Source organism: Streptomyces sp. NPDC059957 (assembly GCF_042730015.1).
Classification (GTDB): Bacteria; Actinomycetota; Actinomycetes; order Streptomycetales; family Streptomycetaceae; genus Streptomyces.
The window spans coordinates 1-23402 of the sequence record NZ_JBHWMB010000071.1; the positions used below are offsets into that span (position 1 = coordinate 1).

21 protein-coding genes and 1 pseudogene are annotated in these 23402 nt (G+C 71.1%); 8 read left to right on the forward strand and 14 right to left on the reverse strand.

Features of this window, described 5'->3' with window-relative positions; translation table 11 throughout:
* Nucleotides 1-132 (forward strand): annotated as a pseudogene (locus ACFWBW_RS33375) (ATP-binding protein); the annotation flags it as partial.
* A gap of 90 nt (nt 133-222) precedes the next feature.
* Here the strand turns inward: ACFWBW_RS33375 and ACFWBW_RS33380 are convergent.
* On the reverse strand, nt 223-426 hold the full coding sequence (locus tag ACFWBW_RS33380; RefSeq protein ID WP_385380690.1) for an acyl-CoA carboxylase subunit epsilon: 204 nt from the start codon (nt 424-426) through the stop codon (nt 223-225).
* Nucleotides 427-451: 25 nt separating this feature from the next.
* Nucleotides 452-2035 (reverse strand): acyl-CoA carboxylase subunit beta, encoded by a 1584-nt coding sequence (locus tag ACFWBW_RS33385; protein WP_385380693.1) that lies wholly within the window; start codon nt 2033-2035, stop codon nt 452-454.
* A gap of 316 nt (nt 2036-2351) precedes the next feature.
* Between ACFWBW_RS33385 and ACFWBW_RS33390 the strand changes: the two genes are divergently transcribed.
* Nucleotides 2352-2954 (forward strand): YceI family protein, encoded by a 603-nt coding sequence (locus ACFWBW_RS33390; RefSeq protein WP_385380696.1) that lies wholly within the window; start codon nt 2352-2354, stop codon nt 2952-2954.
* 31 nt (nt 2955-2985) lie between these two features.
* On the opposite strand, the gene ACFWBW_RS33395 is transcribed toward ACFWBW_RS33390, so the two are convergent.
* On the reverse strand, nt 2986-4368 hold the full coding sequence (locus ACFWBW_RS33395) for a hypothetical protein (RefSeq protein WP_385380699.1): 1383 nt from the start codon (nt 4366-4368) through the stop codon (nt 2986-2988).
* 108 nt (nt 4369-4476) lie between these two features.
* Here ACFWBW_RS33395 and ACFWBW_RS33400 point away from each other — a divergent pair, with 108 nt between their 5' ends.
* Nucleotides 4477-4959, forward strand: coding sequence for a hypothetical protein (locus tag ACFWBW_RS33400; RefSeq protein WP_385380702.1), 483 nt, complete (start codon nt 4477-4479; stop codon nt 4957-4959).
* 13 nt (nt 4960-4972) lie between these two features.
* Here ACFWBW_RS33400 and cimA read toward each other — a convergent pair whose 3' ends face one another.
* From cimA to ureA, 5 genes are all read right to left on the reverse strand, one after another.
* Entirely contained in the window at nt 4973-6610 is a 1638-nt protein-coding gene (gene cimA, locus ACFWBW_RS33405; protein ID WP_385380705.1) for a citramalate synthase, read from the reverse strand.
* A 365-nt stretch (nt 6611-6975) separates the two neighbouring features.
* Nucleotides 6976-7596 (reverse strand): TetR/AcrR family transcriptional regulator, encoded by a 621-nt coding sequence (locus tag ACFWBW_RS33410; RefSeq protein WP_385380708.1) that lies wholly within the window; start codon nt 7594-7596, stop codon nt 6976-6978.
* Between the two features lie 32 nt (nt 7597-7628).
* Nucleotides 7629-8672 (reverse strand): agmatine/peptidylarginine deiminase, encoded by a 1044-nt coding sequence (locus ACFWBW_RS33415; RefSeq protein WP_385380711.1) that lies wholly within the window; start codon nt 8670-8672, stop codon nt 7629-7631.
* Between the two features lie 18 nt (nt 8673-8690).
* Nucleotides 8691-10373, reverse strand: coding sequence for an urease subunit alpha (locus ACFWBW_RS33420; RefSeq protein ID WP_385380780.1), 1683 nt, complete (start codon nt 10371-10373; stop codon nt 8691-8693).
* Nucleotides 10374-10420: 47 nt separating this feature from the next.
* The gene (ureA, locus tag ACFWBW_RS33425) at nt 10421-11143 is read right to left on the reverse strand and encodes an urease subunit gamma (protein ID WP_385380714.1); all 723 of its coding nucleotides are present in this window, start codon (nt 11141-11143) and stop codon (nt 10421-10423) included.
* Nucleotides 11144-11299: 156 nt separating this feature from the next.
* On the opposite strand from ureA, the gene ACFWBW_RS33430 reads away from it, so the two are divergent.
* Together ACFWBW_RS33430 and ACFWBW_RS33435 are read left to right on the forward strand one after the other, a co-directional pair.
* The gene (locus tag ACFWBW_RS33430) at nt 11300-12721 is read left to right on the forward strand and encodes a cytosine permease (protein WP_385380717.1); all 1422 of its coding nucleotides are present in this window, start codon (nt 11300-11302) and stop codon (nt 12719-12721) included.
* 93 nt (nt 12722-12814) lie between these two features.
* Nucleotides 12815-12967, forward strand: coding sequence for a hypothetical protein (locus tag ACFWBW_RS33435; protein ID WP_385380720.1), 153 nt, complete (start codon nt 12815-12817; stop codon nt 12965-12967).
* Nucleotides 12968-13059: 92 nt separating this feature from the next.
* Here ACFWBW_RS33435 and ACFWBW_RS33440 read toward each other — a convergent pair whose 3' ends face one another.
* The 4 genes from ACFWBW_RS33440 to ACFWBW_RS33455 all read right to left on the reverse strand — a co-directional run bounded on the left by ACFWBW_RS33440 (nt 13060) and on the right by ACFWBW_RS33455 (nt 16826).
* Nucleotides 13060-14148 carry a branched-chain amino acid aminotransferase gene (locus tag ACFWBW_RS33440; RefSeq protein WP_385380723.1) on the reverse strand — a complete coding sequence of 363 codons (1089 nt, stop codon included), beginning with the start codon at nt 14146-14148 and terminating at the stop codon, nt 13060-13062.
* Nucleotides 14149-14379: 231 nt separating this feature from the next.
* On the reverse strand, nt 14380-15420 hold the full coding sequence (locus tag ACFWBW_RS33445) for a 3-isopropylmalate dehydrogenase (protein ID WP_385380726.1): 1041 nt from the start codon (nt 15418-15420) through the stop codon (nt 14380-14382).
* Between the two features lie 126 nt (nt 15421-15546).
* The gene (locus ACFWBW_RS33450; protein ID WP_385380728.1) at nt 15547-15684 is read right to left on the reverse strand and encodes a hypothetical protein; all 138 of its coding nucleotides are present in this window, start codon (nt 15682-15684) and stop codon (nt 15547-15549) included.
* Between the two features lie 260 nt (nt 15685-15944).
* Nucleotides 15945-16826, reverse strand: coding sequence for a LysR family transcriptional regulator (locus ACFWBW_RS33455; protein WP_385380731.1), 882 nt, complete (start codon nt 16824-16826; stop codon nt 15945-15947).
* A gap of 101 nt (nt 16827-16927) precedes the next feature.
* Here ACFWBW_RS33455 and ACFWBW_RS33460 point away from each other — a divergent pair, with 101 nt between their 5' ends.
* Both ACFWBW_RS33460 and ACFWBW_RS33465 read left to right on the forward strand, forming a co-directional pair.
* Nucleotides 16928-17941: an NADP-dependent oxidoreductase gene (locus ACFWBW_RS33460; RefSeq protein ID WP_385380734.1), complete on the forward strand. Its 1014-nt coding sequence runs from the start codon at nt 16928-16930 to the stop codon at nt 17939-17941.
* A gap of 119 nt (nt 17942-18060) precedes the next feature.
* Nucleotides 18061-20091, forward strand: a complete 2031-nt coding sequence (locus ACFWBW_RS33465; protein WP_385380737.1) for a phosphocholine-specific phospholipase C — start codon at nt 18061-18063, stop codon at nt 20089-20091.
* A gap of 8 nt (nt 20092-20099) precedes the next feature.
* Here ACFWBW_RS33465 and ACFWBW_RS33470 read toward each other — a convergent pair whose 3' ends face one another.
* The gene (locus tag ACFWBW_RS33470) at nt 20100-20672 is read right to left on the reverse strand and encodes a GNAT family N-acetyltransferase (RefSeq protein ID WP_385380782.1); all 573 of its coding nucleotides are present in this window, start codon (nt 20670-20672) and stop codon (nt 20100-20102) included.
* Nucleotides 20673-20822: 150 nt separating this feature from the next.
* On the opposite strand from ACFWBW_RS33470, the gene ACFWBW_RS33475 reads away from it, so the two are divergent.
* Nucleotides 20823-21524: a nitroreductase family protein gene (locus ACFWBW_RS33475; protein ID WP_385380740.1), complete on the forward strand. Its 702-nt coding sequence runs from the start codon at nt 20823-20825 to the stop codon at nt 21522-21524.
* 80 nt (nt 21525-21604) lie between these two features.
* Here the strand turns inward: ACFWBW_RS33475 and pruA are convergent, their stop codons facing one another.
* Nucleotides 21605-23236 carry an L-glutamate gamma-semialdehyde dehydrogenase gene (pruA, locus tag ACFWBW_RS33480; protein WP_385380743.1) on the reverse strand — a complete coding sequence of 544 codons (1632 nt, stop codon included), beginning with the start codon at nt 23234-23236 and terminating at the stop codon, nt 21605-21607.
* Between the last annotated feature and the right edge of the window lie 166 nt (nt 23237-23402).

Sequence of the window (23402 nt, forward strand, 5' to 3'; positions counted from 1 at the left end):
GAGGAAGTCCGCGAGGCCCTGCAGATCGGCCCGGACGCCCCCATCATCACCACCGACGCCCGCCACCGCGCGGACGCCAAGAGCGCGCTCATCACCCTGGTCGAGCACGCCCTGATGGCCCGCCTGCGGTAGCCGTCCCGGTTCGCATGAGAAAGCCCCCCGCACTCCGAGGAGTGCGGGGGGCTTTCTCATGCGGTCAGGGTGCCGGCTGCGGTCGTGGTGCTAGCCCTGCCAGCTGCGCGGGCCGCGGAAGCCGGGGGTGCGCTCCAGGCGGCGCCAGCCGGCCTGGGAGCCCACGGCGGCGGCCGGGGCGTCCTCGGGGGTGGCGGCGGCACGGGCGAGCAGGATCGCGGTGATCGCGGCCAGCTCCTCGGGCTCGGCGTTGCCCTTCTCGACCTTCAGCAGGGTGCCGTTGGCGTTGCTCATCGGTGGCAGTTCTCCTTCGACGTCTCTACTGGGGCGGGTTGCCGTGCTTGCGCGACGGCAGATCGGCGTGCTTGTTGCGGAGCATCGCGAGGGCGGCGACGAGGACCTCGCGGGTTTCCGCGGGGTCGATGACGTCGTCGACGAGGCCTCGCTCGGCCGCGTAGTACGGGTGCATCAGCTCGGCCTTGTACTCCTTGACCATGCGCGCGCGCATGGCCTCGGGGTCTTCGGCGTCCGCGATCTGCTTGCGGAAGATGACGTTGGCGGCGCCCTCGGCGCCCATCACGGCGATCTCGTTGGTCGGCCAGGCGTAGGTGAGGTCGGCGCCGATGGACTGGGAGTCCATGACGATGTACGCACCGCCGTAGGCCTTGCGCAGGATCAGCGAGATCCGCGGCACGGTCGCGTTGCAGTACGCGTACAGCAGCTTGGCGCCGTGGCGGATGATGCCGCCGTGCTCCTGGTCGACGCCCGGCAGGAAGCCGGGGACGTCCAGGAGGGTGATGATCGGGATGTTGAAGGCGTCGCAGAGCTGGACGAAGCGCGCCGCCTTCTCGGAGGCGTGGATGTCCAGGACGCCGGCGAGGTGGCCGGGCTGGTTGGCGACGATTCCGACGACCTGGCCGTCCATCCGCGCGAGCGCGCAGATGATGTTGCGGGCCCAGCGCTCGTGGATCTCCAGGACGTCGCCCTCGTCGACGAGCTCCTCGATGACCTTGAGCATGTCGTACGGGCGGTTGCCGTCGGCGGGCACCAGGTCCAGCAGGACCTCGGACCGGCGGTCGGCCGGGTCGCTGGTCTCGTGGACCGGGGGGTTCTCGCGGTTGTTGGAGGGCAGCATCGTGATGAGGTAGCGGACCTCGGAGATGCAGGTCTCCTCGTCGTCGTACGCGAAGTGCGCGACGCCCGAGGTCTCGGCGTGCACGTCCGCGCCGCCGAGGCCGTTCTGGGTGATCTCCTCGCCCGTCACCGCGCGGACCACGTCCGGGCCGGTGATGAACATCTGCGAGGTCTCCCGGACCATGAACACGAAGTCCGTCAGTGCCGGGGAGTAGGCCGCGCCGCCCGCGCAGGGGCCCAGCATCACCGAGATCTGCGGGATGACACCCGAGGCCTTGGTGTTGCGCTGGAAGATGCCGCCGTAGCCGGCGAGCGCGGAGACGCCCTCCTGGATGCGGGCGCCGGCGCCGTCGTTGAGGGAGACCAGCGGGGCACCGGCCGCGATGGCCATGTCCATGATCTTGTGGATCTTCGTGGCGTGGGCCTCGCCCAGGGCGCCGCCGAAGATGCGGAAGTCGTGTGCGTAGACGAAGACCGTACGGCCCTCGACCGTGCCCCAGCCGGTGATGACACCGTCGGTGTAGGGCTTCTTGGCCTCCAGGCCGAACCCCGTCGCGCGGTGGCGGCGCAGCTGCTCGACCTCCTTGAAGGAACCTTCGTCGAGCAGCAACGCGATCCGCTCGCGGGCGGTGAGCTTGCCCTTGGCATGCTGCGCTTCGGTCGCCCGGTCACTCGGGCCGCGCCGCGCCTGCTCGCGCAGGTCGTGCAGCTCGGCCACGCGCCCGCGGGCGTCCGTCGGCTCGCTCGGAATCTGGTCCACAACGGTCATGTAATGACCTTACGAAGCCGGACCGGCAAAACCCTCCGTCGAATCCACACAGTGTCGGGTGTCTTCCGCTGTCCGTCCCGGACAGAACCGCCGGGGGTGCCGCCGAGCCCACCAGGCAGGACCTTGGTCCTTTGTCGCCTTCCCACAAAACTCCCTCCGGGCCGGCACCGGGCCGGCCCGGGCCGCCGCCTGGACACCGCCACGCCACGCACAGGAAACCCAGAGGTTGAAATTTAAACGGAATGGGTCTAGCGTCGTTGTTGTTGAAAGTTCAACGAGTGCCGACACCGAGCGGCACCGCTACCAAGGAGCAGTCATGGGTCTCTTCAACCGCCGCACGCAGGACACCGCCGTCGCCACCCTCGACGTGGACCCGGCCCTCGCCGCACTCACCGGTGACTACGTCATCGACGCCTCCCACAGCAGCATCGGCTTCACCGTCCGCCACGCCATGGTCACCAACGTGCGCGGCACCTTCGCCGAGCACGAGGGCGCCCTGCACCTGGACGGCGCCGACCCGTCCCGCTCCACCGCCTCCATCGAGGTGAAGATCGCCTCCATCGACACCGGCATCGGCGACCGCGACGGCCACCTGCGCTCCGGGGACTTCTTCGATGCCGAGACCTTCCCGCTCATGACCTTCCGCTCCACCGAGGCGCAGCAGCTGGGCGGCGACAAGTACCGCATCACCGGCGAGCTGACCATCAAGGACGTCACGCGCCCGCTCTCCATCGACCTCGAGTTCGGCGGCGCGGCCACCGACGTCTACGGCAACGAGCGCGTCGGGTTCGAGGGCTCTGCCGAGATCCTGCGCTCCGACTGGGGCCTCACCTGGAACGCGGCCCTGGAGACCGGCGGTGTGATGGTCAGCGACAAGGTGAAGCTGACCTTCGACATCTCGGCGATCAAGCAGGCCTGAGCCCGGTTCCACACTGCGGGGCAGGGGGCGGCTAGAAGTCGCCCCCGCCGAACCCGCCTCCGCCGTCGAAGCCCCCTCCACCGCCGAAGTCCCCGCCGCCGAAGTCGGACGGGTTGAAGTCGGCCCCGGAGACGTCGCCGCCGTCGAAACCTCCGCCGCCCCCGTCGAATCCGTTGCCGCCGCCGAAGTCGGAGGCGTAGGCCGGACTGGACATCATCGAACCGAGCATCGTGCCCATGAGCAGGCCGGGCAGGATGCCGCCGCCGAAGTAGCCGCCGGCCCAGGGACCGTACGCCGGGCCGGCGTCGTAGTAGGGGCGCGGACCGTGCTCGGTGTCGACGGTGCGGACCGCCGGGTCCTGGCCGTCGCGCAGCCGGACGGCGTCCGCCGCGCAGACCGGGACCGTACGGGCGGCCCCGCCCGCCGGGGCCCAGGCCGCGTCCTCGGTGCTCGGCCCGTGGCGCGGGTCGAAGAAGCAGGGCGCGCGGCGCTCGGGCAGCGGACGGCCCTGCCGGCGCGCGTCGAGGCGGGCCAGGGCGAACCGGCCGTCCTCGAGGGCCTGGGTGACCCCCTTGACCTCCTCCGGGTGCTGCACGGAGGCCATGATCTGCTTGGCCTTCTCGTACGAGTCGAGGCCCTGCTCGTAGTCCGCGCGCATGGCGTCGTCGGCTCCGGGCTCACCGGGGTGGAAGTCGAGGCGCTCCAGCTCCTCGCCGAAGGCCGTGATGTCCTCGTCGACGACCACGCCCAGCCGGGCGATGGACTCGCGCCGGAGCTCTTCCTTCTTCTTGCGGTTGCGCTTGACCAGCGCGTACGCCCCGCCACCGCCGACGGCGGCCACCACGCCGAGCCCGATCAGGGCGCCCACCGGGGCCCCGCTGTCGGTGCTCGCGGTGCCCGCCGTGCCCCAGGAGGCGGGGGCCTTGCCCTTGGCCTGGGCGAGGGCTTGATCCACGAAGTTGTTGAGCTCGGTGCTCGCGTCCGTGGCCCCGCCCGCCTTGACGGCGTCGACCAGGTTGCGGACCGCGTTGCTCGGCATGACGGCCCGGTCGGCGCCGGCGTTGAAGCCGTCCCCGAGCCGGATCGCGTAGAGCCCGGTGATGCCGGTCTCGGTACGGACCGTCTTGAGCACGCTGGCGGCGGGGAACTCGGCGGTGGCCGGCAGCACGGCCACGAACACCGGCTTCCCGGCGTCCTTGATCTTCTTCGCGAGTGCGTCCGCCTGCGCGGGCGGCAGCTGCGCGGCGGCCCGGGGGTCCACGTAGACCGGCCCCTTCTTGAGGGCCTGGGCCACGGTGGTGGCCCCGTCGGCCGCCGACGCCTGCAGGGCGACCAGCAGCGCGGTCGCGGACAGCGCCAGCAGCAGAGCGGCCAGCAGCGATCCAAAAGGTACGGATATAAGCCTGGTCCTCATATCCATGACGCTACCCGAACGGGTGCAATCTTGTGTGAGATGGACATAAGGGTTACCGCCCCGGACGGAACGGCTCCTGGCTTAGCCTGCGGGCCAGGGGGTGGGTCGATGCGACGGGCGTGGCTGACGGGACTGGTACTGCTGGGGCTCGGGCTGCTCACATCGTGCGGGCCCCCGATCCGAGACCTGGCAGCGGTCCACAAAGACGACTCGGGCCGGATCATGGTGGAGCTCGGTCAGTGCGGGGGAAGCGGCCGCATCGTGGGCGTGCACGCGGCAGGCCTTCCGGACGACGGAGGCCAGGTCAGCTGGAGCCCCGGCCGAGAAGCCGACCAGCCCGGCCCCTTCCCCCTGTTCGCCCCGCCGGGTGCCGGGAACGGAGAGGGGGGAAGGGATGGACCGCAGTCACTGGAGTCGCGTTCCACGTACATCGTCGCCTTCGAGGTTCTGGACGGGCACCGCGTCCTCTACCGCTCATCGACCGAGTTCCGCCGGACCGATATCGAAGGCCTGCGCCCGGACCAGGTGTGGGCGAACGGCAAGGCCATGAGCCGCAAGAAGTACCGGGCGTACGTGAAGGACGAATGCTGACCTCCCGCCCAAACTACTCCGCCGGCTCCACGCCCGCGTGGAGGAGGCCGTAGGTGAAGGCGTCTTCCAGGGCCTGCCAGGAGGCCGCGATGACGTTCGGGGCGACGCCGACCGTGTTCCACTCGCGGGTGCCGTCCGTCGTGGTGACCAGGACCCGGGTCGTGGACGACGTGCCGTGGGCGCCCTCCAGGATGCGGACCTTGTAGTCGATCAGCTCGAACTTCGCGAGCTGGGGGTAGAAGCGCTCCAGGGCGACCCGCAGCGCGCGGTCCAGCGCGTTGACCGGGCCGTTGCCCTCCGCGGTGGCGACGATCCGCTCGCCCTTGGCCCGCAGCTTCACCGTGGCCTCGTTGGCGTGCGTGCCGTCGGGGCGGTCCTCGACGATGGCCCGCCAGGACTCGATGCGGAAGTACTTGCGCGCCCGGCCCTCGGCCTCGGCGCGCAGCAGGAGCTCGAAGGAGGCGTCGGCGGCCTCGTAGGTGTAGCCCTGGAGCTCGCGCTCCTTGACCCGCTCCACCACCCGGGAGACCAGCGCGCGGTCCCCGCCGAGGTCGACGCCGAGCTCCTTGCCCTTGAGCTCGATGGAGGCCCGGCCGGCCATGTCGGAGACGAGCATCCGCATGGTGTTGCCGACGCGTGCGGGGTCGATGTGCTGGTACAGGTCCGGGTCGACCTTGATGGCCGAGGCGTGCAGGCCCGCCTTGTGCGCGAAGGCGGAGACGCCGACGTAGGGCTGGTGCGTGGACGGGGTGAGGTTGACGACCTCGGCGATGGCGTGCGAGATCCGGGTCATCTCGGCCAGGGCGCCCGCCGGGAGGACGGTGCGGCCGTACTTGATCTCCAGCGCGCCGACGACCGGGAAGAGGTTGGCGTTGCCGACGCGCTCGCCGTAGCCGTTCGCGGTGCACTGCACGTGCGTGGCGCCGGCGTCCACGGCGGCCAGCGTGTTGGCGACGGCGCAGCCGGTGTCGTCCTGGGCGTGGATGCCCAGGCGCGCGCCGGTGTCGGCCAGTACGGTCGCCACGGTCGCGGTGATCTGCGCGGGCAGCATGCCGCCGTTGGTGTCGCACAGGACCACGACGTCGGCGCCGGCCTCGTGCGCGGCGCGCACGACGGACTTCGCGTACTCGGCGTTGGCCCGGTAGCCGTCGAAGAAGTGCTCGCAGTCGACGAAGACCCGGCGGCCCTGGGAGACCAGGTGGGCGACGGTGTCGCGGACCATCTCCAGGTTCTCGTCGAGGGTGGTGCGCAGGGCGAGCTCGACGTGCCGGTCGTGGGACTTGGCGACCAGGGTGATCACCGGCGCGCCGGATTCCAGCAGGGCGCGGACCTGCGGGTCGGTGGCGGCGGAGCCGCCCGCCCGGCGGGTCGCACCGAAGGCGACGAGCTGGGCGTGCTTGAAGTCGATCTCCGCGCGGGCACGGGAGAAGAACTCCGTGTCGCGGGGGTTGGCGCCGGGCCAGCCGCCCTCGATGAAGCCCACCCCGAAGTCGTCCAGGTGCCGGGCGATCGTCAGCTTGTCGGCGACAGTGAGGTTGATGCCCTCACGCTGGGCACCGTCGCGCAGGGTCGTGTCGAAGACGTGGAACCCGTCATCGGGGCCGGGGCCCGAAGCCGGCGCAGTCGGCTCGGTCGCCTCTGTCGTCGTCATGCTGATCTGACTCCTGTCGGATGGGTGGTTCCGGATGCCCGCCCGCGGGCAGGCCGACGCCACTGCCCCCATCATCGCGCGCTGCCCGATCCCGGCATGTTCGAGGCCGGAAAACGAAAAAACCTCTCGCGGGTGCGAGAGGTCTGCGCGCGGGTCCGAGGCACGGTGGCCGCCTCCGCGAAGTTCTTCCGCGGCTCAGCGGCCACTGGGGACCGGCGCGCTGCTGTCCATAATCATGAGCTGAGCAGGCACGTCGGCAGTCTGCCATATCGCATGCCGCGGATGGACGGGGATCTCAGCATGCGGGCACACCCGTCCGCGGGCCGGTCGGGCGGCCTGCCGGGGCCACCGGCGGTGCCGCCCGATCAGACCCCGGCCCTCGGGGTCAGCGCCTCGCTGAGGAACTCGCTGACGTGGTCGAGGATGTCGCCCCGGTCTATCCCGGGCAGGCCGACGGCGACCTGGATGCTGAACCCGTCGAGCAGGGCCCGCAGCCGGGCCGCGAAACGGTCCGGGTCGACGGGGCGGAACTCTCCGCGCGAGATGCCCTCGGCGAGCAGGGCCACCAGGTCGCGGTGCCAGGCCCCCTCGATGGCCCCCTGACGCTCCCGCTCCCCCGCTCCCGCGTTCTGCGAGCGGTTCCAGACCTCCAGCCACAGCGTCCAGTGCGGATCCCGGGCGCCCTCGGGCACGTACAGGTCCACGTACGCCTGCAGGCGCTCGCGCGCCGGGCCGCGGCGGGACAGCAGGGCGCGGCGCCGGGTGCCGAGCGCCGCCTCGCTCCACTCCAGGGTCTGGAGCAGGAGCTCGTCCTTGGTGCGGAAGTAGTAGAGGAGGTGGCCGCTGCTCATGCCGACCTGGCGGCCGAGGCCGGCCATGGTCAGACCGTCCAGGCCGCGTTCGGCGATGGTGGCCATGGCGGCGACCAGTACGTCCTCGCGCGGCGGCGCGTTCTTGCGCGCGGCACGTACCTCACCCGCCACCATGGCCCACTCCTCGTCCCGGCCGCCCTCTCGGGTCAGACCTTCGGCTGCTGTTGGGTGATGCAGTGGATACCGCCACCCCCGGCGAAAATCGTACGTGCGTCGACGAGCGTCACGGTCCGCTCGGGGAACAGACCGCGGAAGATCTCCGCGGCCTCCTCGTCGCGCGGGTCGTCGAAGGCGCACAGGACCACGCCGCCGTTGCACAGGTAGTGGTTGATGTAGGAGTAGTCGACCCACTCCCCGTCCTCCTCCAGCACGGTCGGTGCCGGGATCTCCACGACCTGGAGCCGGCGCCCCTGGGCGTCGGTGGACGCGCGCAGGATGGCGGCGATGGTCTTGCCGCGCTCGTGGTCCGGGTGGGCCGGGTCGGGCTGGCTGTGGACCATGACCACGCCGGGGCGGGCGAAGGCGGCGACGATGTCCACGTGGCCCTGGGTGCCGTAGGTGCCGTAGTCGCCGGCCAGGCCGTACGGGAGCCAGATCGCCTTGGTGGTGCCCAGGTGGGCGTGGATCTCGGCCTCGACCTGCTCGCGGCTCCAGTCGGGGTTGCGGCCCTTGCCGAGCTGCACGGTGTCGGTGAGGAGCACGGTGCCCTCGCCGTCCACGTGGATGGCGCCGCCCTCGTTGACCAGCGCGGTGCTGTAGGTGCGGGTCCCGGCGAGGCCGGAGATCTCCCGGGCGATCTTCGAGTCGTGGTCCCAGCGGGCCCAGTCCTGGGCGCCCCAGCCGTTGAAGGTCCAGTCGACGGCCGCCAGCTCGCCGGCCTCGTTGGTGACGAAGGTCGGGCCGATGTCGCGCATCCAGGCGTCGTCGAGCTCGCGCTCGACCAGCTCGATGTCGTCGCCCACGACGGCGCGGGCGCTCTCCGCGTCACCGGGCGAGACGACGAGGGTCACCGGCTCGTACGAGCGCACCGCGCGGGCGACGGCGCCCCAGGCCTCGCGGGCTTCGGCCAGCTCCTGCTCGTTGGTGAAGGTGGGGTTGGGGCTGGGCCAGGCCATCCAGGTGCGCTCGTGGGGCGTCCACTCGGCGGGCATCCGGAATCCGTTGTCTACCGGCTTGGCAGCGTTGCTCATGGCAGGGGTCCTTAAGGCTTACAGGAAGTACAGGCGGTTGAGGGAGACCGATTCGGCGGCTTCGGAGCGCAGCGGTTCCCCGTCGAGGGAGACGAGTCCGCTGCGCGCGTCCACATCGACCGCGCCCACCCGGGAGTTGAGGAGCAGGTCCCCGGGGCCGATGCCCCGGGTGCCGCGGACGGCGACCCGGCGCCTGCGGGTGGGCATCTCGTCGCTGCCCAGCGCCGCGGCGGCGGCCGAGACGAAGGCGACGGAGATATCGGCCGCGGTGGCCCCGTACGAGCCGAACTGCGGACCGAGGACCAGCGGTTCGCAGGTGTCGGTGGCGGCGTTGGGGTCGCCGGTGACCCCGTAGGCCGGGAAGCCCGACTTGAGGACCAGCTGCGGCTTGGCGCCGAAGAACTGGGGGCGCCACAGCACGATGTCGGCGAGCTTGCCGACCTCGATGGAGCCGATCTCGTGGGCCAGGCCGTGGGCGATGGCCGGGTTGATGGTCAGCTTGGCCATGTAGCGCAGCACGCGGGCGTTGTCGTCGCCCTCGCCGTCGCCGGCCAGCGGACCCAGCTCGCCCTTCATCTTGGCGGCCATGGCGAAGGTGCGCCGGATGGTCTCGCCGGCGCGGCCCATGCCCTGGGCGTCGGAGGAGGTGATGCCGATCGCGCCGAGGTCGTGCAGGACGTCCTCGGCCCCCATCGTGCCCGCACGGATCCGGTCGCGGGCCATGGCGGCGTCGCCGGGGAGGTCCGGCTTGAGGTCGTGGACGGAGACGATCATCCCGTAGTGCTCGGCGACCGCGTCCCGGCCGAAGGGCAGGGTGGGGTTGGTGGAGGAGCCGATGACGTTCGGGACGCCGGCCATCTTCAGGACGTTGGGGACGTGACCGCCGCCGCAGCCCTCGATGTGGAAGGCGTGGATGGTCCGGCCGTCCAGCACCCGCAGGGTGTCCTCGACCGAGAGGCACTCGTTGAGGCCGTCGCTGTGCAGAGCGACCTGGACGTCGTACTCCTCCGCGACGCGCAGGGCGGTGTCCAGGGCGCGGGTGTGCGCGCCCATGTCCTCGTGGACCTTGAAGCCGGAAGCGCCGCCCTCGGCGAGGGCCTCGACGAGCGGCGCCGGGTCCGAGGAGGAACCCCGGGCCAGGAAGCCGATGTTGACGGGCCAGGCGTCGAAGGCGTTGAAGGCGTGCTTCAGCGCCCACGGGGAGTTGACCCCGACGCCCCAGACCGGGCCGAACTCCTGCCCGATGATCGTGGTGACGCCTGCGGCGAGCGAGGCCTCCATGATGCGCGGGGAGAGCAGGTGCACGTGGGTGTCGACGGCGCCGGCAGTGGCGATCATGCCTTCGCCGGAGACGATGCTCGTCCCCGTGCCGACCACCACGTCCACCCCGTCGAGGGTGTCGGGGTTGCCGGCCCGGCCGATCGCGTGGATCCGCCCTTCGCGGATGCCGATGGAGACCTTGCGGATGCCGAGGACGGCGTCGATGACCAGCACGTTGCTGATCACCACGTCGCAGGTGTCGCGGACGGCGGCGGCCTTCAGGTGCAGTCCGTCGCGGGCCGTCTTGCCGAAGCCGGCCAGGAACTCGTCCCCGGGCTTCTGCGCATCGGACTCCACGCGGACGGTCAGCCCGGAGTCGCCGAGCCGGACCCGGTCTCCGGCGCGGGGGCCGAAGACGGAGGCGTACTCGTGCGGGTCGATGTGCCGGCTGCCGGGTGCGCAGTGGTCGCTGTGCCGGGTCTGCTTGCTCACGCCTGGTCTCCGTCCGTGGCGTCGGTTCCTTCGGTTCCGCCGGTGCCGAGGTAGCCGCAGGCGGCCGCGCGGCGCAGGGCCTCGGCCTTGGCGCCCGGGGCGTCCAGCGGTCCGTCGACCAGCCCCGCGAAGCCGATCGCGATACGGTCCCCGCCGATGGGGACGAGGCCGACCTCGCCCTCGCCGTGCGGGTCGAACCGTACGGACGAGCCCGCCGGAACGCACAGCCGCATGCCGTACGCCGCCGCGCGGTCGAAGTCGAGGCGCGGGTTGGCCTCGAAGAAGTGGAAGTGGGAGGTGACGCTCACCGGCACCGCGGCGGTGTTGCGCACGTGCAGGTGGACCGCCGGCTCCGGCTGGGGGGCTCCGGGGCCGGGCACGACCGCGCCCGGGGCGTCCTCGCCCAGGCCGACGGCGCCCCGGATCGGGGACGAGACCACCGCGAGGCGGGATCCGTCGTCGAAGACGGCCTCCACGTGCACCTCGGTGACCACGTCGCTGACGCCGGGCAGCACGTCGGAGGGGCCCAGCACGGAGCGGGCCTCCTCGATGGCCTCCGCCAGCCGCTTGCCGTCGCGCGCGGCCTCGCAGACCGTGTCCGCGATGAGCGCGGTGGCCTCCGGGACGTTGAGTTTGAGTCCGCGGGCCCGTCGGGCCCTGGCCAGTTCCGCAGCGCTGCGCAGAAGCAGCCGGTCGCGCTCCGTAGGGGTCAGCCGCACGGCGATCCACCACCCTTTGAGTCGATGGGTTAGAGCATCACTCTAACTCTTCATTTCTCTGCAATGAAGCATTGACCTGAGACCAGGGCTTAGGTCACATTGAGTGTCGCTCAAACATTGCATTGCCACCCCCCGCCCTGCCAAGGGAGTCCCCCCATGCCCATCGAACAGCGCGGAGTCGACACCATCCCGGAGGAGGAACGGACGAGCGGTCCCCGTGACCTGATCTCGATCCTCCTCGGCTCCAATCTCTGCCTCGGTGTGATCGTCTTCGGCTGGCTGCCCCCGTCCTTCGGACTGGGTCTGTGGCCGTCGGTCACCGCCATCGTGACCGGCACCCTCGTCGGCATCGCCTTCACCGCGCCGCTGGCGCTCGTCTCCCTGCGCACGGGGACCAACCTCTCCACCTCCAGCGGCGCCCAGTTCGGCGTCCGCGGCCGGCTCGTCGGCTCGGTGGTCGGACTGCTGCTCTCGCTCGGCTACACCGCGCTGACCCTGTGGATAGGCGGCGACGTGATGGTCGGCGCCCTGTCCCGGCTCACGGGGCTGCCGGACACCGGCCTCTCCCGGGCCGTGATGTACGGCGTGCTCGCCGCGTGCACCGTCGTCGCGGCCGTCTTCGGCTACCGGCTGCTGCTGCGCATGAGCAAGGTGCTCTCCATCGGCATGGTGCTGCTGCTGGCCGTCGGCGTGTTCGCCTACGCACCCGACTTCACCACCGCCGCCCCGCCCGACACCGCGTACCTGCTCGGCTCCTTCTGGCCGACCTGGCTGCTCGCCGCCGTCGCGGCCGGGCTCAGCGGGCCCGTCGCCTTCATCACCCTGCTCGGCGACTACACCCGCTACGTCTCCCCGCGCAGGCACAGCTCCCGCAAGGTGCTCTGGTCCACCGGGCTCGGCCTGCTCATCGGGCTGCTGATCCCGCAGCTCTTCGGCACCTACACCGCGCTCGCCGCCCGGGCGGGCGCCGAGTACGCCGGTCCGCTGGTCGATGCCGCGCCGTTCTGGTACCTGGTTCCGCTGCTGGTCGCCGCGGCGGCCGGATCGGTCGGCAACGCCGGGCTGATGCTCTACTCCATGGGCCTCGACCTCGACGCCATCGTCCCCAAGGCCACCCGCACCATCTCCACCGTGATCGCCGCGGCCGTGGCCACCGCGTTCGTGTTCGTCGGCTCCTTCTCGTGGGACGTCCAGGCCGCGATGACCTCGTTCGTGCTGCTGCTGACCGCGATCGGCACCCCGTGGGCCGTGATCACCCTCATCGGCTACGTCCGCTGCCGCGGCCACTACGACGCCGAGGCCCTCCAGGTGTTCAACCGCCGCGCCAAGGGCGGGATCTACTGGTTCCGCGGCGGCTGGAACATCCCGGCCACCCTCGCCTGGGCCGTCGGCGCCGGCGTCGGCCTGCTCGCCGTGACCACCCCGTTCTACGAGGGCCCGCTGCTGGCCCTGACCGGCGGCGTGGACTGCTCCTTCGTCCTCTCCGGCCTGACCGGCGGCCTGGTCTACGCGGCCCTGACCGCCCGCACGGCCCCCGCCCCGGCAGCGGAGGCCCTCGAGGAGCCGGTGGCCGCCTGAGCCGACGATCAACCGTTCGGCCCGCGGTGGCGTCTACCCGTACAGCGGTGGCCGAACAGGACCCGGCCGCCACCAACGACACGGGGAGGCGTCGTGGAAGAACTCGCGTACGTGGCGGGAAAGATCGTCAAGGGAGTCGCGGGCCTGGCCTACGTCTTCGGTGACGCCCTGGTGGGCCTCGGCCCGGAGGGGACGAACCAGGAGCGCAAGAAGAAGCGCGAGGGCGAGGCGGACGAGAAGAGCTGACCACTCCCCTCCCGCCGCCCCTCACGTCCGAAAACCCGAAGGCCCCCCGCGTATCGCGCGGGGGGCCTTCGAGCCGTTCGGGACCGGACGGACTAGCCGAGCGGGTGCATCCAGCCGTGGGTGTCGGCCTTGTGGCCGGTCTGGAGGTCCAGGAGGGCCTTGCGGAGCTTCATGGTGACCTCGCCGGGCTCACCGGTGCCCTGGGTCCAGTTGGCGCGCTCGGACTTGACCGAGCCGACAGGGGTGATCACGGCGGCCGTACCGCAGGCGAAGACCTCGGTCAGGGTGCCGTTCTCGTTGTCGCGCTTCCAGTCCTCGGTGGTGATGCGGCCCTCCTCGGCGGTGTAGCCGAGGTCGCGGGCGATGGTGAGGAGGGAGTCGCGGGTGATGCCGGGAAGGAGCGAGCCGGTGAGCTCGGGGGTGACGATGCGGTCGCCGTACACGAAGTACAGGTTCATCCCGCCCATCTCCTCGATCCAGCGGTGCTCGACGGCGTCCAGCCAGACCACCTGGTCGCAGCCGTGCTCGGCGGCCTGGGCCTGCGCGACGAGCGAGGCCGCGTAGTTGCCGCCGGTCTTGGCCGCGCCGGTGCCGCCCTTGGCGGCGCGGACGTACTCCTCGGAGAGCCAGACGGAGACGGGCTTGACGCCCCCGGGGAAGTACGCGCCGGCCGGGGAGGCGATGACGATGAAGAGGAACTCGTTGGCCGGGCGGACGCCGAGGCCGACCTCGGTGGCGAACATGAAGGGCCGCAGGTAGAGCGAGGCCTCGCCGGAGTCCGGCACCCAGGCGCGGTCCTGCTTGATCAGCGCGTCACAGGCGTCGATGAACAGCTCGGTCGGCAGCTCCGGCATCGCCATCCGGCGGGCGGAGGACTGGAAGCGCTCGGCGTTGGCCTGCGGACGGAAGGTGGCGACGGTGCCGTCGGGCTGCTTGTACGCCTTGAGGCCCTCGAAGATCGTCTGCGCGTAATGCAGGGTCATGTTCGCGGGGTCCATGGACAGCGGCGCGTACGGAACCAGCTCCGCGTCGTGCCAGCCGCGGCCCTCGGTCCACTTGATCGTCACCATGTGGTCGGTGAAGTGGCGGCCGAAGCCGGGGCTCACCAGGATCGCGTCGCGCTCAGCGGCGGACAGGGGGGTCGAGGAGGGCTTCAGCTCGATCGTGGGCGTCGTCGTCATGAGTGCTTGTCCTTCACCGGTTTTGTAGGGCGGACCGCGCTCACGGCGTACTAGGACGTCCGAGCTTCCCCGTATTCCGCGGCCTCGCGTTCGATTATCGCGCGCGAGGGGGCTTCGGTGAAACGGAGTGAATGCGGCCCAGGGGAGATGGTGGCACCCGGGGCCGCACAGGAAAAGCCGCCGGGTGCGGTGGTCGCGACCCGGCGGCTTCCTGGAGGTGGGGCTACCGGGTCAGCCGGCTACTCGCGCGGCGAGGGCGTCGCCGATGGCGTCGGTGGAGCGGAAGGTGCCGTCGCGCTCGGCCAGGTCGGCGGAGACCGCGTCCTCGATGCGGGCGGCCTGGGCCTCGTAGCCGAGGTGGCGCAGCAGCAGGGCGACCGAGAGGATCGTCGCGGTCGGGTCGGCCTTGCCGGTGCCGGCGATGTCCGGGGCCGAGCCGTGGACGGGCTCGAACATGGACGGGAAGGCGCCGGTCGGGTTGATGTTGCCCGAGGCGGCCAGGCCGATTCCGCCGGTCACGGCGGCGGCCAGGTCGGTGAGGATGTCACCGAAGAGGTTGTCCGTGACGATGACGTCGAAGCGCTCGGGCTGGGTGACGAAGAAGATCGTCGCGGCGTCGACGTGCAGGTAGTCGGTGGTGACCTCGGGGTACTCCTGGCCGACCTTGTCGAAGATGTTCTTCCACAGGTGACCGGCGTAGACGAGGACGTTGTTCTTGTGGACCAGCGTCAGCTTCTTGCGCGGGCGGGCGTTGGCACGCTCGTACGCGTCACGGACCACGCGCTCGACGCCGTAGGCCGTGTTGAGGCTGACCTCGGTGGCCACCTCGGCCGGGGTGCCGGTGCGCAGGCTGCCGCCGTTGCCGGTGTACGGGCCTTCGGTGCCCTCGCGGACCACGACGAAGTCGATCTCCGGACGGCCGGCGAGCGGGGTGGCCGTGTTGGGGAAGAGCTTCGACGGGCGCAGGTTGATGAAGTGGTCGAAGGCGAAGCGGAGCTTCAGCAGCAGACCGCGCTCCAGGACGCCCGACGGGACCGAGGGGTCGCCGATGGCGCCCAGCAGGATCGCGTCGTGGTGCTTGAGGGCCTCGAGCTCCGCGTCCGGGAGGGTTTCACCGGTGCGGTGCCAGCGCTGGGCGCCGAGGTCGTATTCCTTGGTCTCCAGCTTCACATCCTGGGGCAGGACCGCGGTAAGGACCTTGAGGCCCTGAGCCACGACTTCCTGGCCGATGCCATCACCGGGGATCACTGCGAGATTGATGCTGGTCGACATGGTGGAACCGTACTCCTTGTCCCATCCCTCAGACATATTGCGTCCACCATGTGGACGCAATATGCCTCGGGCCGGGAAGCGCTCAGCGGCAGGTCAGTGGCCGGTCAGTAGCCGGCCGGCGGCCGGTCAGTGACCGGTCGAGCCGCCGTTGTCGCGGCGGTCCAGTGCGCGCTGGAGGGCGGCGGCGGCGTTCTTGCGGTCCGCGTCGGCGGCGGCGGAACGGCGGACGCGACGGGCGGTGGCGGAGGAGGTGGTGTGCGTCATGGTGATCGACTCCTTGAGATCACGGCGTGGCGGGGCCACGGATGAGGGGTTCCTTCAAGGCGCCGGATGAGGCGGGGAGCGGTGCGCGGCAGGGGTTGCCTGCCATGGGGCGCGCGCTCTCGACCGCCATTCGCCGGATCGGCGAGACGTTCGGCTTCTACAACGTAGGCCAGCTCCCGCTGTATGTCTCCGCAATTACTCGGACTTCCTACTATCTGAGACGCCATACGGTCCGGAAGGCCCCTTCCAGAGCTCCGTTTTCAGCCGCTTGCGGCACGAAGTTCCCTGATCAGGGCCCGTACGGCGAGAGTGGCGGCGGATTCCGGTGTGGTGACGTACCCCACGCGCCTCACCGGCCCCTTGGGACCCAAACCGGTGACGTCGACGGCTCCGGTCGCCTCCCGGAGCGACAGCTCGGGCATGATCGCCATGCCGAGCCCCCGGCCGACCATGGTCAGCACCATCGCGTCGTCCTCCGCCTTGACGGTCGCCCGCGGGATCCAGTCCTGCGCCAGCCACCAGGTGCGGGTGTGGGAACCGCAGTTCTCGTCCCAGTCCATCAGGGGCAGAGCCTTCGGGTCGGGATGCCCGGCCGGGTGCACCAGGGCGTACGCCTCCTCCACCAGCACCCCGCTCAGCAGGCCGGACGGCAGGCCCTGCGAACCGCCCAGCGTCGCGATACCGAGGTCCGCGCGGCCCGCGGCGACCTCCCCGGCCGTACCGGCCCCGATCTCGCGCACCACCCGGACCTCGGGGCGGATGCCGGGGTGCCGGGCGGTGAGCCGCTCCAGGACGGGGGGCAGCAGGTGCAGGGCCGCGCTGCGGAAGGCCGCGATCCGCAGCACGCCCGCCGGCGCCGCCGGGTCCCCGGCCCCGCCCGCGCCGCGCGCCTCCGCGCCCATCACCTCGTAGAGCCGCAGGATCCGGCGGGCGTGGCCGACGGCCCGCTCCCCCGCCGGGGTGGGCGAGGCGCCGGTCCGGCCGCGCTCGAAGAGCACCGCGCCGAGCTTGGCCTCGCTGCCGCGCACCGCGTGCGAGACGGCGGACTGGGTGAGGCCGAGGGCGGCCGCCGCGGCGGAGAACCCGCCGGTCTCGGCGACCGCGACCAGGATGCGCAGTTCCTGGGGGAGGAGCTCGGCCACGACCGCTCTCACCTCGTTCTATGAGTGTCATTCATGGATGTGCGGCTTCCATGAACGCAACCCCCTGCCCGGCCCGCCGATTCCCTCCTAGCGTCCTCGCCATGACCACGGACACCGCTCGCACCATCCACCAGACCGCCCGCCCCACCGGCTTCCCCGCCGCCTCCGACTTCACGTACGTGGAGAGCACCGTCCCCCGGCCGCGCCCCGGCACCGCCCTGGTGGAGAACCTGCTGCTCTCGGTGGACCCGTACCACCGCGGACTGATGGACGGCGGCGAGGACGGATTCGAGCTCGGCACCCCGCTGGAGGGCCGCTCGGTGGGCCGGGTCGTCGCCTCCCGCGACCCGGGCCTCGCGGAGGGCGACCTGGTCTTCCACCGCGAGGGCTGGCGCACCCACGCCCTCGTCACCCTGGGCGCCGGCGGCACGCGCAAGCTGCGCGGCCACGAGGGCGTCCCGCTGGAGGCCTACCTCTCGATCCTCGGCGGCACCGGCCTGACCGCGTACGCCGCCCTGACCCGCACCGCGGCCCTGAGCGAGGGCGAGGACCTCTTCGTCTCGGCCGCGGCGGGCGGGGTCGGGACTGCCACCGGCCGGATCGCCCGGCTGCTCGGCGTCGGCCGGATCATCGGCAGCGCGGGTTCGGCGGCGAAGGTCCGCCACCTCACCGGGACCCTCGGCTTCGACGCCGCCTTCGACTACCACGACGGGCCGGTCGGCGAGCAGCTCGCGCAGGCCGCTCCCGGAGGGATCGACGTCTACGTGGACAACGTCGGCGGGGACCACCTGGAGGGCGCGATCGACGTGCTGCGCGAGTACGGCCGCATCGCCTGGGTCGGCGGGATCTCGATGTACAACGGCGACCGCTCCCCCGCCGCACCCCGCAACCTCTTCGAGGTCGTACACAAGTCGCTGCGCCTGGAAGGCGTATTGGTTCGAAATCACACCAATCTGCAGGACGAGTTGGAGGACTTCCTCGTCCCTCATCTGCGCAGTGGCCGGATCGGCACCGACACCACCGTTGTGCAGGGCTTTGACCACACGGTGGACGCCTTCCGGGGCATGCTCCGCGGGGAGAATCTGGGAAAAATGCTCGTACGGATCGACGTCTGAATCCAGCCACCCGGATGTTCACCGAGTTCTTACCGCACGGATGTAGACCTTTGGCGCGTCTACCGCCACTCTTGCCGTCAATGTGCCAGCGGGGCACTTGAGTTGGAGGCGAGCAGCCAGTGACACCTATCAGCCGCAGAGGATTCGTGGGAATCGGCGCCGGGCTGATGGCAGGGGCGACCCTGCCCGCGATCGCGCCGACCTCGGCGGCCGCGGCCACCGCGTCCGGCACGATCACCGACGTGAAGCACGTGGTGATCCTGATGCAGGAGAACCGCAGCTTCGACCACTACTTCGGCAAGCTGAAGGGTGTCCGCGGTTTCGGCGACCGCGCGGCCGGCAACCTCCCGGGCGGCTGGGGCATGTTCAACCAGCCCAACTGGGGCGGCCGCCAGTACCCGTGGAAGCTCAGCTCCACCCCGCCGGCGGGCGGTGTCGACGGCGAGACCCTCGCCCAGTGCAACGGCGACCTCCCGCACAGCTGGACCTCGCAGCACGCGGCCTGGAACAAGGGCCGCATGGACAACTTCGTCACCGGCGTCGGAAACACCCGCACCCTCGGGTACCTCGACCGCGGCGACATACCGTTCCACTACGGCATCGCCGACGCCTACACCATCTGCGACGCCTACTTCTGCTCGGCCCTGAGCGCGACCGGCCCCAACCGCACCTTCCTGTGGAGCGGCAAGATCGACGCGGGCAGCAAGGACGGCGGCGAGGAGTCCGGGCTGACCTGGGAGACGTACGCGGAGGCCCTCCAGCGCGCCGGGATGAGCTGGAAGGTGTACCAGAACGCCCAGGACAACTACGGGGACAACGGGCTCGCCTACTTCAAGAAGTTCACGGACGCCAAGCCCGGCAACCCCCTGTGGGACCGCGGCATGGGCTCCGTCCCCAAGGTCACCGGCTCCACCCCCGACGACATCGCCGCCGCCATCCGCGCGGACGTCGTCGCCGGCACCCTCCCCCAGGTCTCCTGGGTCGTGGCCAACGAGGCCTTCTCCGAGCACCCGTACGCCCCGCCCGGCGACGGCGCGCACTTCGTCGACCTGGTCTACCGCGCGCTCTCGGCGAACCCGGAGGTCTTCGACTCCACCGTCCTCTTCCTCAACTACGACGAGAACGACGGCTTCTTCGACCACGTCCCGCCGCCGGTCGCCCCGCCCGGCACCGCCGGCGAGTACATCGACGGAGTCCCGATCGGGCTCGGCTTCCGCGTCCCGATGATCGTGATGTCCCCGTGGACCCGCGGCGGCTGGGTGAGCTCCGAGGTCTTCGACCACACCTCCGTGCTGCGCTTCATGGAGAAGTGGACGGCCGCGCTCGGCACCCCCGCGAACTGTCCGAACATCAGCGCGTGGCGCCGCAAGGTCACCGGCGACCTGACGGGCGTGTTCGACTTCGCGCACCCGGTCTACGGGGTTCCCGCCGGCCTCCCGTCCACGGCCAAGGTCATCGGCCAGGCGACCTGCGGCCCGATGCCCAATCCGGTGCCGCAGGACAACGCGCAGCCGGCGCAGGAGGCCGGAACCCGGCCCGCGCGAGCCCTTCCGTACCAGGTCAACGGGAACCTGGACCGCTTCGAGTTCGGGTCGGGCGGCAAGATCCTGGCCTGGTTCTCGATGGCGAACGCGGGCGCCGAGGCGAGGCAGGCGGCGCACTTCTCGATCCACCCGCACCAGTACCGGGACACGGCCGCCTGGCAGTACACGGTGGACGCGGGCGCCACGTCGACGGACTACTTCAACATCGGCACGGGCAGCGGCTCCGGCAAGTACGACATCTCGATGCACGGGCCGAACCGCTTCCTGCGGCGCTTCATCGGCGACGCGTCGAAGGCGGGCAAGTCGATCGAGGTCGCGTCCCGCTTCGCGGTGGAGCCGGGCACCGGCAAGACGGCGCTGTACCTCAAACTGACCAACTCCTCCGCTTCCCCGGTCACCTTCACGATCCGCGCGAACGCCTACCGCACGGACGGCCCGTGGACGTACACCGTGCCGGCGAACTCCTCGCGCGAGGACTACTTCAACGTCGTCGCCTACAGCAACGGCTGGTACGACTTCACGGTGCTCGCCGACTCCGACGGCACCTGGTCGCGCCGCTACACGGGTCACATCGAGACGGGCGCGGCGAGCATCAGCGGCAGCTAGCCGGAGCGCTAGAGCACATCCCCGTCGCGCCAGTCGAAGTACAGCGGCCCGGCGGTGGGGTCGAGCAGCACCCCGCCGCCGGGCGGCGTCCACACGTACGTCGACCCCTCCTCCTCGGGCAGCCGCTCGGGCCCGCCGGGCCCGAGCACCCCGATCTCCCCGCCCCACACCCGCCAGCCCCGGCCCGCGTACAGCCGGGCCCCGTCGGCGGAGGCGCTGAGCGCCCCGAGCACACAGGCCCGCTCGACGACCCCCTCGGCCGCCCCCATCACCACACCGCCGAGCCCGCGCCGCCGCCGGTCGGCCCGCACGGCCACGGCCTCGACGTACCCGGTGCGCAGCGCCCGGCCCCGGTGGAGCACCCGGCGCTGCACGACGCTCCCGTGCGCGACGAGCTCGCCGCCCTCGTACACGAGCACGTGCATCCCGCCCAGGGCGTGCTCGAAGTCCTCGTCCCCGAACTCCCCCTCGAAGGCCCCGTCGAGCAGCTCCCGCACCCGCCGAAGCTCCCCCTCGGCCAGCTGCGAGGTGTGCCGCAGCACGGGTCCTCGTACGGAGTCCGCGCCCACGCCTGCACCCATGCCCACACCCTGGTCGTCCACCCCGGGACCGTACCAAGCGGGCTCCCCCACCACTCGTATCCGCTATGCGGACATGAAATATCGCCCACCGGCCGGATTGGGCCGACGCGACCCTGGCGGTCTGGACCATTGGCTCGGCAGACTCGCTCCATGTCTCCCGATACCCAGCAGTGGACCCCGATCCACGGCCAGCCGTACCGTCCCGCCCCCTACCGCCCCGAGCGGATGCCGAGCCAGGAGTCCCTCGCGCGCGCCGCCGAGTTGCGGGCGCGGATGGACGAGCGCAGGACCGTACGCCACTTCTCTCCCGACCCGGTGCCCGAGCAGGTGGTCCGGGACGCCATCGCGTGCGGCGCGACCGCGCCCTCCGGTGCCCACCAGCAGCCGTGGACCTTCGTCCTCGTCAAGGACCCGGCCGTACGGGAGCAGATCCGCGCGGCCGCCGAGCAGGAAGAGCAGCTGTCCTACGACGGCCGGCTCGGCGACGAGTGGCTCGCCGCCCTGCGCCCCATCGGCACGGACGCCGTGAAGACCCACCTCACCGACGCCCCGGCCCTGATCGTGATCTTCCAGCAGCGCTACTGGCTCGGCGAGGACGGCACGAAGCACAAGCACTACTACGTCGACGAGTCGGTCGGCATCGCGGTCGGCATGCTCCTGTCGGCCCTCCACCTCTCCGGCCTGGCCGCCCTGATCCACACGCCGAGCCCGATGCGCTTCCTCTCCCACGTCCTGAACCGCCCGGAGAACGAGAAGGCCTTCGCGGTCATCCCGGTCGGCTACCCGGCGGACGACTGCGAGGTCCCGGACCTGGTCCGCAAGTCCCTGGACCAGGTCATCGTCGAGGTCTAGGCGCAGACCCGGACATGGAAACCGCCCCCGCTCCGGACTTGGGGGTACCGGAACGGGGGCGGGGTTCAGCGGGGCCGGGGTCAGCCCATGTGGGGGTAGCCGTAGTCGGTCGGGGCGACCAGGGTCTCCTTGATGGAGCGGGTCGAGGTCCAGCGCATCAGGTTCGAAGCCGCGCCGGCCTTGTCGTTGGTGCCCGAGGCGCGGCCGCCGCCGAAGGGCTGCTGGCCGACGACGGCGCCGGTCGACTTGTCGTTGATGTAGAAGTTGCCCGCCGCGAAGCGGAGCTTCTCCATCGCGTCGGCCGCCGCGTAGCGGTCCTGCGCGATGACGGCGCCGGTCAGCGCGTACGCCGAGACGGACTCCATCTGCGCGAGCATCGCGTCGAATTCGGCGTCCTCGTAGACGTGGATCGCCAGGATCGGGCCGAAGTACTCGGTCGTGAAGACCTCGTTCTCGGGGTCCGTGCACGCGATGACCGTCGGGCGGACGAAGTAGCCCTCCGAGTCGTCGTACGTGCCGCCGGCGACGATCTCGCAGGTCGGGTCGGCCTTCGCGCGGTCGATCGCGGCCTTGTTCTTCGCGAAGGAGCGCTCGTCGATGACCGCGCCGATGAAGTTCGTCAGGTCACGGACGTCGCCCATGGTGATGCCGTCGACCTCGGCCGCGAAGGCCTCCTTGAAGCCGTCGTTCCAGATCGAGGCCGGGACGTAGGCGCGCGAGGACGCCGAGCACTTCTGGCCCTGGTACTCGAAGGAGCCGCGGGTCAGGGCGGTCTTCAGGATCGCGCGGTCCGCGGACGGGTGCGCGACGACGAAGTCCTTGCCGCCGGTCTCGCCGACCAGGCGCGGGTAGGACTTGTACGTCTCGATGTTGGTGCCGACCGTCTTCCACAGGTACTGGAAGGTCTTGGTCGAACCGGTGAAGTGGATGCCCGCGAGCTCGGGGTGGGTCAGCGCCACCTCGGAGACGGCGATGCCGTCGCCCGTCACGAGGTTGATGACGCCCTTCGGCAGGCCGGCCTCCTCCAGCAGCTCCATCAGGAGGACCGCGGAGTGGGTCTGCGTCGGGGACGGCTTCCACACGACCACGTTGCCCATCAGGGCCGGGGCGGTCGGCAGGTTGCCCGCGATGGCCGTGAAGTTGAAGGGGGTGATCGCGTAGACGAATCCCTCGAGCGGGCGGTGGTCGCTGCGGTTCCACACGCCGGCGGAGTTCGCGACCGGCTGCTCGGCCAGGATCTGGCGGGCGAAGTGGACGTTGAAGCGCCAGAAGTCGACGAGCTCGCACGGGGTGTCGATCTCGGCCTGCTGCGCGGTCTTCGACTGGCCCAGCATGGTGGAGGCGGCCAGCTTCTCGCGCCACGGGCCGGACAGCAGCTCGGCGGCACGCAGGATGATCGCGGCGCGGTCGTCGAAGGACATCGCGCGCCAGGCCGGGGCGGCGGCCAGCGCGGTGTCCACGGCCTCCTGGGCGTCGGCCTTCGTGGCGTTCGCGTAGGTGCCGATGACCGACTTGTGGTCGTGCGGCTGCACGACGTCGAAGCGCTCGCCGCCGCCCATCCGCTTGACGCCGTTGATCGTCATCGGGAGGTCGATCGGGTTCTCGGACAGCTGCTTCAGCTGGATCTCGAGGCGCGCGCGCTCCGGGGTGCCGGGGGCGTACGAGTGGACCGGCTCGTTGACCGGCACGGGGACCTGGGTTACAGCGTCCATGATGCGGGGTGCTCCTTGGGCTAGGGGGAGGGCCTAGGCGGTCTCGGGGGAGGTGGGGTGCGTTTCCGCGTCGTCCGGTGCGGTGCCTCGGCGCGCTGCCGCATCGCTCGCGTACTGGACGTACTCGGATGATGCGGCAGTGCGGCGAGGTGCCGTGCCGGGCGGC